This is a genomic window from Thermovirga sp. (assembly GCA_012523215.1).
Classification (GTDB): domain Bacteria; phylum Synergistota; class Synergistia; order Synergistales; family Thermovirgaceae; genus 58-81.
The window spans coordinates 1-8193 of sequence record JAAYIZ010000306.1; the positions used below are offsets into that span (position 1 = coordinate 1).

6 protein-coding genes are annotated in these 8193 nt (G+C 61.7%); all 6 read left to right on the forward strand.

What is annotated here, in order from left to right; all coding sequences use genetic code 11:
- Positions 1-3354, forward strand: a 3354-nt coding sequence (locus GX108_08230; protein NLO57008.1) for a UvrD-helicase domain-containing protein, incomplete at its 5' end; no start/stop codon positions are given.
- A gap of 70 nt (positions 3355-3424) precedes the next feature.
- Positions 3425-4249: a LysM peptidoglycan-binding domain-containing M23 family metallopeptidase gene (locus GX108_08235; protein ID NLO57009.1), complete on the forward strand. Its 825-nt coding sequence runs from the start codon at positions 3425-3427 to the stop codon at positions 4247-4249.
- Positions 4250-4262: 13 nt separating this feature from the next.
- Positions 4263-4733, forward strand: a complete 471-nt coding sequence (locus GX108_08240; GenBank protein NLO57010.1) for a peroxiredoxin — start codon at positions 4263-4265, stop codon at positions 4731-4733.
- 192 nt (positions 4734-4925) lie between these two features.
- Positions 4926-5534 carry a cysteine hydrolase gene (locus GX108_08245; GenBank protein NLO57011.1) on the forward strand — a complete coding sequence of 203 codons (609 nt, stop codon included), beginning with the start codon at positions 4926-4928 and terminating at the stop codon, positions 5532-5534.
- A gap of 67 nt (positions 5535-5601) precedes the next feature.
- Positions 5602-5814, forward strand: coding sequence for a hypothetical protein (locus GX108_08250; GenBank protein NLO57012.1), 213 nt, complete (start codon positions 5602-5604; stop codon positions 5812-5814).
- Positions 5811-8193: DNA gyrase subunit B (locus GX108_08255; protein NLO57013.1), on the forward strand; the 2383-nt coding region annotated here is incomplete at its 3' end. The genes GX108_08250 and GX108_08255, both read left to right, overlap by 4 nt.

An 8193-nucleotide genomic window follows, 5' to 3' on the forward strand; every position in this document is an offset into this window, starting at 1 on the left:
AAGGCCGCCCTGGAAATGCGCGAGAGGATCCGCAGGCTCATGGAGGAGGTCAGGGATGAGATCCCCTCCCTCTCCGAGCGGATGGTCGATGCCCTCTCCCGCCTGGATGAAGCCTATATCTCCACCATCCACGCCTTCTCGATGAGGATCCTGAGGGAGTCCGGCCTCTCGGTCGACGTGGACCCCGGCATAAGGCTTATCACGCCCCCCGAGGAGAACTCCTTCTGGCAGCGCCTGGAGAGATCCATCGACCGCGAGGAAACGGACCACCTGGTCGAAACGCTCTCCGGAAAGTGGCGCCAGAGGGCTAGGGACATTTTCTCGTCGAAACGGATCTCCGACCTGGTCGATACCTTCGGCGCCGGCGACATCGTCGACGCGGCGGCTTCCGCCATCCCCCTGTTCGAGAGCAGGAACCTCGACCCCGAGGACCTCTGGAAGTGGGCCGACGATCTTCCCGAAAGGGACAGGGAGCTCTCCCGCAGGCTCCGGGAAGAGTATACCCTGGGGTGGCGCCAGGCCTGGAAGGACTGGATGGAAGAAATTCTCCCCGGGGCCGGGGGGCTGGAAAGGTTCCGGGACGACGCTACAATATTCGGCGCCAGGGCGGCGGCTTTCATGGAAGCCTGGAGCGAGGAACCTGGCGACGGAGACCTGCCACGATTCATAAAAGATCTCCTGGGAGAGGGCCTGCTGGGAAAGCTCTCGGGGGGCAAAGGCAAGAACGATGTCCAGGAGCTCGCTATGAGCACCACCGGCGAAAGCCTGAAGGATTACAGGGACGGCCGCAAGGCCTGGTCCCGGGCGGCACGGTGGATCGACGAAGATGTACCTCCCGGTGAGACGGAACTGCGAGCGCTCCTGCTCAGGATCGTCGCCCTCTGCTGGGAACTGTTCCGGTCCGCCAAGTCCGCCGGGGGAACCCTATCCTTTGACGACATGATCAGCCGCGCCCTGGAGGTCGTGACGGCGGAGCCATCCCTTCCGGGCAAATTTCTCCACGTCATCGTCGACGAGTTCCAGGACACCAACTCGCTGCAGGACAAACTGCTCTCGGCCCTGACGCCCAAGGACGGGGGCAGCCTCTTCCTGGTGGGCGACCTCCAACAGTCCATTTACCGCTTCCGCCATGCCGAACCGGAAATCTTCTGGCGAAGGATAAAGGAGGTCCGCAACGACTCCGAATCCCTGGTGGACCTCAACGTGACCTTCCGATCGAGGCAGGCCGTGATGGACTCCGTCAACAGCCTCTTTAGCCGCGCCTGGAAGGACGGCGTGGCCAGTACCATTAAGAAGGAGTTCTCCCGGCTGGACCCGCCGCAATTGCGGGATTGGTGGCCGAAGCGCCAGGAGATTACCCTTAAACCCTTTGAAATCCTCATCACCGGAGGGGAGGCGCTGCCGCAAAAGCCAGGAATCGGAGAAATCCGCCTGGCTACGATGCGCATCCTGGCCGACAGGATCGTTGAGGCCGTGGACTCGGGTGCCACTCTTTGGGATAGCGACGGCAAGGGCTCCTTCGCCCCCCGACCCGTCCGTTTCCGTGATTTCGCCGTGCTGGTGCCTTCGAGGACCTCCTATGACCAGATCGAACAGGTCTTCCTCGACGAAAGGGACATACCCACCTACTTCGAGGGCAACCGGAACTACTTCGGAAGGGGCGAGGTCAGGGACGCCGTCAGGCTCCTTGAGGCACTGGCCGATCCCGGTGATACCCTGGCCATGGCATCCTTCCTCGCCTCTCCCCTGAGCGGCCTCTCACCTCAAGCGTCGGCCCGACTCATCGCCCGATCTCGGTCGGACGGGTGCGACCTCTTCACCCTCCTGTCCGAAGAGCATCCCCGGGAAGCTTCGCTGTTTGAAAGGCTTCGGAGGGAAGGTCTCGCCGCGGGTCCATCCCGCCCCCTCGCCTCACTGCTCGACGACGATTCGGTCATGCTCTCGTGCCAGGGATGGATGCGGCCCAGGGTGGCGGCCAACCTCCGCAAGGCCATCGACCTGGCCCGGGAATACGAGGCCGGCCTGGGAATGAGCCTCGCGGGCTGCGCCGCCTATCTCCGCGACATGACCCGCAAGGGTATCGAGACCAAGGAGGCCGATACCCTCGGCGAGGACGACGACATGGTGAGGGTCATGACGGTGCATTCCGCCAAGGGGCTCGAGTTCCCCGTTGTGGCCGTGACGGGCCTGGAACAGGCCCAACGGACCAGGAAGCAGGGACAGAGGCTCATACCCTCCACCCACCTGGGCATCGCCGCCACGGCCCTGCCGGAAGGCTGGAAAGAGGACGGGGCGGAAGAGGTCCTCGGAGGGGCCATCCACGATCTCTTAGAAACCCGCGAAACCTGGGAGGAAAAGCAGAGGCTTCTTTACGTGGCCTGCACCAGGGCCAAGGATTCACTGATTCTCTGCGGGGCCTCCAAATGGTCCGAAGAAGGAGACCTCCTTCCGAAGAAGTATTCGTGGCTCGAGATCGTGCAGGACTGGGCTAAAAGCGAAGGAACCGAGTTGCTCCCCGCGAAGCCGCCCGCCGGAGATCCCCCCCCGCCAAGGAAGAAGACCCCGGCCAAAAAGGGGGAGAGGATCGCTCTACCGCCCGAAGAGGGTGGCATCCTGGAGAAGATAAGCGCCACAGCCTACGCCCTCCTCAGGTTTTGCCCCTTCGCCTTCAGGATGAGGCAGAGGCAGGGCGTGGACATCTCCTGGGAGATGCCCTCCGAAGGCACGGGAGGGGCGGACCTGGGGAGCCTGGCTCACTGGATACTGCGAAGATGGGACCTCCGCCCCGAGACGCTCTCGCTCTACGATCCCCTCCGGGAAGGGGCAAGTTTGGGGAATGTCCTCCCGGCGGATCTGAGACCGGCCTGGGTCGACCCCTCGAAAAGGGCCCCGCTGATGGACTGGCTGGAGCGTTTCGCCGCCTCGCCGCTGGCCGAAAGGATCAGGAGTGCGGACGACGCGCGGAAGGAGGTCCCCTTCAGGATAAGGCTCGAAAAGGGCGCCCTCATGGTGGGAGTCATCGATGTCATCTGGAGGGAGGGCGAAAGGATCTTCATAAGGGATTACAAGATAGGCAGCATAGAAAACGCCCCGCAGGAACTCTACCGGTACCAGTTGCTCTTTTACGCCCTCGCGGCGAGGAAGCACTTCGGCGGATCGCCGCTGGACCTGGCCCTCGTCTCGCTGAAGGAAACCCGGGAGATCCCGGTGGAAAGGAATTCGCTCTCCTGGGAGGCCCTTGAAAAAGATATAGCCGCCGCGGCTCACCAGGGTGTCGCCGGACCCTTCGGCCCCTCCCTGGAGAGCTGCCCCCTGTGCCCCTGGAAGGGTGAATGCCTCCTGAGGCGGAGGTAACAGGAATGGCTCTTGTGATATTATTTTCCCGTACCTATCCTGGACGGCAACAGGGAGGGATGACCATCCCATGGGGCTTGGCCGAGCCACCTTGGTGTTAGCCATCATGCTGCTGCCGGCGGCCTGCTCTCCACTGGCGGCGAAGGAACTCCCCTGGACGGAGCACCAGGTCCGGCAGGGCGAAACCCTGGACTCCATAGCGGGGCAGTACTGCGTCGATAGTTCCTGCATCAGCTGGGCCAACGAGCTCGGGGGCGACGTCGTCCCCCCCGGGGAACAGACCCTGCTGGTACCCCGAAGCGACGGGTTTATGCTCGAGACCCTGGCCGAGGTGCGGGCCAGGCGCAAAGGAAAGACCACCGTCGATCTTTATCTCGCCGAGGAGGACCGGTCGGCACCGATCGCTTCATCACCCGGCCCGCCACGGAAAGAAAAATTCGTCTCGGAATATCCCGGTTTCGAAGGCCTCCTTGCGCTGGCGAGGGGATCGGCAGCCGAGGCGGCTGCAAGCACCCTCCCCCAACTCTCCTGGCCCGTCGATGGCGTGGTTTTTTCGCCCTTCGGCCCAAGGCGTGGCAAATTCCATTGCGGCATTGATATATCGGCCCCGAGGGGCACGCCCATCCGCGCGGCGGCTTCCGGGACCGTCGCGAGAGCCGCCACGCGAAGAGGCTTCGGGAAGTCCATCCTCATCGAACACGGCAATGGGGTGATGACCCGTTACTCCCACTGCGAGGCCATGCTCTGCAAGGCCGGCGACAAGATATCGGCGGGGCAGGTCATCGGAAAGGTGGGCAGGACGGGGAGGACCACGGGACCCCATCTCCACTTCGAGGTGGTCATAGACGGTAAGCACCAGGATCCTCAAAAGCACCTGCCCCCGAGGGGCGATTAAGGAGGGAAAGATCATGGTCGAGGAAGGAACAAAGGCTCCGGCCTTCTGCCTGAAGGACAGCACGAGCAGGGAACGGTGCCTAGATGAATTCTCCGGCAAATGGGTGGTTCTCTACTTTTATCCCAAGGACAACACGAGTGGCTGTACCCTGGAGGCCCTCGAATTCTCCGCCCTGGAGGAAAATTTCAAAAACCTCGGGGCCGTTGTCATCGGCATAAGTCCCGACACCTGTGAAAGCCACGCCCGATTCATCGGCAAGCACAACTTGACGGTCCTACTCCTCAGTGACCCCGAAAAGAAGGTCCTTGAACCCTATGGGGCCTGGCGGATTAAAAAAATGTACGGCAAGGAATCCCTGGGAGTGGCAAGGAGCACCGTCCTGGTGTCGCCCCGGGGCGAGGTGGCCAAAACCTGGAAAAGCGTAAGGGCCGCCGGTCACGCCGCGAAGGTACTTGAAGTTCTCAGGGAGGTCGCCAGCGCCTGATTCCACCTCCAGGTCAGTCAACTTCCGAGCCCTCGCCCTGCGGGGGCTTTTTTTCTGGCAATTAAGGTCAGTATTGATTTATGCTCCCTTACTCTTTTACTTGGCCTAAATCGTCTCTTTCTGCCGCCATGGTATCATCTGGACGAGGAGGCGATCACCCTGGACGAATGGACCAGGCCCGATCCATCGAGAATGGCCCTGCTCACCATCGACGTTCAACGGGAGTTCCAGCCCGGTTTCCCCTCGGAAAGACCGGAGAACGCTTCGGCCGTCCCGGCTGCCGCTGCGGTCGCCCGGGCTTTCAGAAAGGTCGGGAAGCCCGTCATCCATGTCGTCCGGCTCTACCTCCCCGACGGGAGCAACGCCGACCTCTGCAGGAGGTCCAGGATTATCTCGGGGAAACCGCTCCTTCTCCCCGGGTCGGAGTCAAGCCAGATCGTCCTCGAACTGCTCCCCCACCCGTCGGTCCTCCTAGATCATGAACTGCTCCTCGCCGGACGGGCGCAGGAGATCGGCGAAACCGAGTGGGTCATCTACAAACCCCGCTTCGGAGCCTTTTATAGGACTCCCCTGGAAGAGCACCTTCGAAAATTGGGAGTGAACACCCTCGTGATCACGGGATCCAACTATCCCAACTGCCCCCGGGCCACCATCTACGAGGCCAGCGAGAGGGACTTCCGCATCGTCGCGGTGACCGACGCTATTTCCCTGCTTGACGAAGGGGGCATCGGTGAACTCGAGGCCATCGGAGTGCTCTGTATCCCGTCGGGAGAGGTCCTGGAAGGGCTTCTTCTCCCCTGAGAACACCCCCTTTTTGGTATATAATAGTAGGGTTATTACAATCCCCTTCCAGGAGGGACCCCCTTTGGTGTTTCTTCTCCTAGAGGAAAACATGATGGTGCACCTGGGCAGAGTTCTTGCCCTAGTCAGGTTCGAAGACGAGACTGCCGTGCTCCTTAGGGATGGCTCTGTGATGGCGACGGGTTTCACCCCGCCGACCCTTGCCAGGAGATCGGCCCGTTTCGTGGAAGAAGGAAAAGAATTGGCGCGTTCCTTGCGCCAGGGAGGAATAGATCTATGACACCAGCTTCAGCTTCGGCTTCCAGCCAGTACACCGCGAAGGACATACAGATCCTCGAAGGACTGGAAGCGGTCCGGCGAAGGCCGAGCATGTATATCGGCGATACCGGCCCCAGGGGCCTTCACCATATCGTCTACGAGGTGGTCGACAACGCCATCGACGAGGCGATGGCCGGGTGGTGTTCCACCATAGCCGTGAAAGTGCATAGCGACGGCCACGTCTCCGTGGAAGACAACGGCCGGGGGATCCCCACCGACCCTCACCCCCAGACGGGAAGACCCGCCGCGGAGGTGGTGCTCACTACCCTCCACGCCGGCGGGAAGTTCGACAAGAAGTCCTACCAGGTCAGCGGAGGCCTCCACGGCGTTGGGGTGTCGGTGGTCAACGCCCTGGCGGAGTGGCTCAACCTGACCGTCTGGCGCGAAGGCAAGGAGTGGAGGCAGTCCTACCGCCAGGGCAGGCCCGTCACGGACCTCTGCTGCGGCGAGCCCACGAAGAAAAACGGCACCCTGATTGAATTCATGCCCGATCCCGCTATCTTCGAAGAGATCGAATTTTCCTGGGAAACCCTGGCAGGCCGGTTCAGGGAGATGGCCTTCCTCAATCCGGGCCTCTCCATCGAGCTGAAGGACGAAATCTCCGAAAAGGAAAAGACCTTCCACTACGAGGGAGGCATATCCTCCTTCGTGGAATATCTTAACCGCGGCAAGAACCCCCTTTACTCGCCGCCCATCGTCATCTCCGGCGAGCGCGAGGGCGTCACCGTGGAGATAGGGATCCAGTACAACGACAGTTACCTGGAAAGGGTCTTCGCCTTCGCCAACCTCATCAACACCATCGAGGGCGGCACCCACGTATCGGGCTTCCGGTCGGCGCTGACGCGGGCCATAAACGAATCGGCCCGGAGGAACAAGGTCATCAGGGAAAAGGACCCCAACCTGACCGGCGACGACCTGAAGGAGGGCCTTACGGCCGTCATATCGGTGAAACTCCCCGAGCCCCAGTTCGAGGGACAGACCAAGACCAAGCTGGGCAACGGCGAGATCAGGGGCATCGTGGACTCCCTTTTCTACGACGGCCTGATGGCCGAGATCGACGAACGGCCCGACATCCTTAAGCCCGTCGTCGAGAAAGCCGTCAAAGCCAGGCTCGCCAGGGAGGCCGCCAAGAAGGCGAGGGAACTGGTGCGGCGCAAGACGGCCCTCGCGGGGCTCGACCTACCGGGCAAACTGGCGGACTGCTCCAGCCGCAACCCCGAGGAATGCGAGATCTTCATCGTCGAGGGGGACTCGGCGGGCGGTTCCGCCAAGCAGGGACGGGACCGCAACTTCCAGGCCATACTTCCACTGCGGGGGAAGATCCTCAATGTCGAGAAGGCCCGCATCGACAAGGCACTGGACAACCAGGAGATACGCACCATAATCCAGGCCCTCGGGGCCGGCGTGGGCGACGACTTCAATGTAGAGGCCATCAGGTACAACAAGGTTTTCGTAATGAGCGTCGACGGGGAAGAACCCACCCTTGTCAAGGATCCTCTCGGGATGGTGAAGCAGGTTCATATCGGGAAATTCATCGACCAAGTCATCGATGGCGCCCTGCGCCCCGACGGCTACCAGGTCCTGTGCTTTGATCTCGACACGCAGGTCACCCGGTTCCGGCCGCTGAAAAAAGTCATCCGTCACCCCATCGAAGAGCCTCTTTACGAGATAAGAACCGCCTATGGGCGGAACGTAAGGGTCACTTCGTCCCACAGTGTTTTCGTCTGCAACGATGGGAAGGCCAGCCTGAAAAAGGGGAGCGAGATCGCCCCCGGAGACCTGCTCGTCGCTCCCCGCTCCATAAACCTGGGTGGGAGATCGGTCCAGGATCTCGACCTCCCGGCAGCGACCGCCCTTACGCCCGAAGATTTCGCCACCGAAGGCTTGCCGAGGCATGTTCCGATCGACGAGGATCTCATGACCGTTCTGGGATTTTTCACCGCCGTGGGCGGCCTGGACGAGGTGGGGAACATCCGGTTATCCCTAGGATCCGACCACGGACCCCTGAAGGAAGAGATCCAGGGCCGATTCCGCAAGGTTTTCGGGCTGGACCTCCAGTGGCATCATCCCGGGGAACTCGAAGCCTCAAGTTCGGTCCTGTCCTCCCTTTTCAGGCTAGCTTTCGGCTTCGAGGGAAAGACCCCTTCAAGGCAGGTCCCCGACATCGCATTCAATGTCTCCGACGACCTGAAGAAAACCTTCCTCAGGGGATATTTCCTCGGCAAGGGGAGCTTCGACGGGACCGACATGAGCTTCACGGCAACCTCGAAAGACCTGGCGGCGGGCCTCCTCTTCCTGCTCTCTTCCATGGGCATCGTGGCCTCCCTGCATTACAGCGGCC